Source organism: Ottowia thiooxydans DSM 14619 (assembly GCF_000422885.1).
Taxonomy (GTDB): domain Bacteria; phylum Pseudomonadota; class Gammaproteobacteria; order Burkholderiales; family Burkholderiaceae_C; genus Ottowia; species Ottowia thiooxydans.
In genome coordinates this window covers 515,378-516,564 of sequence record NZ_KE383943.1, presented here as the reverse complement: position 1 = coordinate 516,564, position 1,187 = coordinate 515,378, and the positions used below count along the sequence as shown (strand labels likewise).

Annotated in this window: 1 pseudogene; it reads left to right on the top strand. The window is 55.3% G+C overall.

The annotated features are described in order from the left end of the window. A pseudogene (locus tag G518_RS41395) lies at positions 1-1,187 on the top strand (hypothetical protein); the annotation flags it as partial.

Sequence of the window (1,187 nt, the reverse complement as noted above, 5' to 3'; positions counted from 1 at the left end):
TTGCTCAGACCTGTGCTGAGGCTCGAAACGCTGGAGTTCGTATTGCTCAGGCCCGTGCTCAACGATGAAACAGAGCTTCCTACACTATTCAAGCCTGTACTGAGACTCGAAACACTTGAATTCGTATTGCTTAGACCGGTGCTCAACGACGAGACGGAGCTATTCGTATTGCTCAGCCCGGTGCTGAGGCTAGAGACCGAACTGTTGGTGTTGCTCAGACCCGTGCTGAGTGAGCTGACGCCAGTGCTCAACGACGAGACCGAGCTGTTCGTGTTGCTTAAGCCTGTGCTCAAGCTAGTCACGCGAGAATTGGCGGTACTCAGGCCAGTGCTCAACGAAGAGACCGAACTGTTCGTATTGCTCAGGCCCGTGCTCAGCGAGGAGACGGAGCTGTTCGTGTTGCTCAAGCCCGTGCTTAAGCTGGACACAGAACTATTGGTATTGCTCAGGCCGGTACTCAAGCTCGAAACGCTAGAGTTGGTGTTGCTCAAACCGGTGCTGAGCGAGCTCACGCCAGTGCTCAACGAGGAGACCGAACTGTTCGTGTTGCTCAGGCCTGTACTCAAGCTTGAAACGCTGGAGTTTGTATTGCTCAACCCAGTGCTGAGTGAGCTGACGCCAGTGCTGAGGCTAGAGACCGAGCTGTTGGTGTTGCTCAGGCCCGTGCTGAGCGAACTCACACCAGTACTCAGGGACGAAACCGAACTGTTTGTATTGCTCAAACCGGTGCTCAAGCTAGAGACCGAACTATTGGTGTTGCTCAGACCCGTGCTGAGTGAGCTCACACCAGTACTCAACGAAGAGACGGAGCTATTCGTGTTGCTCAGGCCCGTGCTCAGTGAGCTGACGCCGGTACTCAGCGAGGAGACCGAGCTGTTCGTGTTGCTCAGACCCGTGCTGAGCGAACTCACGCCTGTGCTCAAACTAGACACGGAGCTGTTCGTATTGCTCAACCCAGTGCTGAGTGAGCTGACGCCAGTGCTCAACGACGAGACTGAACTGTTCGTATTGCTCAGGCCCGTGCTCAGCGATGAGACCGAGCTGTTCGTGTTGCTCAAACCTGTGCTGAGCGAACTCACACCCGTACTCAACGAGGAGACGGAGCTGTTCGTGTTGCTCAGGCCCGTACTCAAGCTCGAAACGCTGGAGTTGGTGTTACTCAAACCGGTGCTGAGCGAGCTCACGCC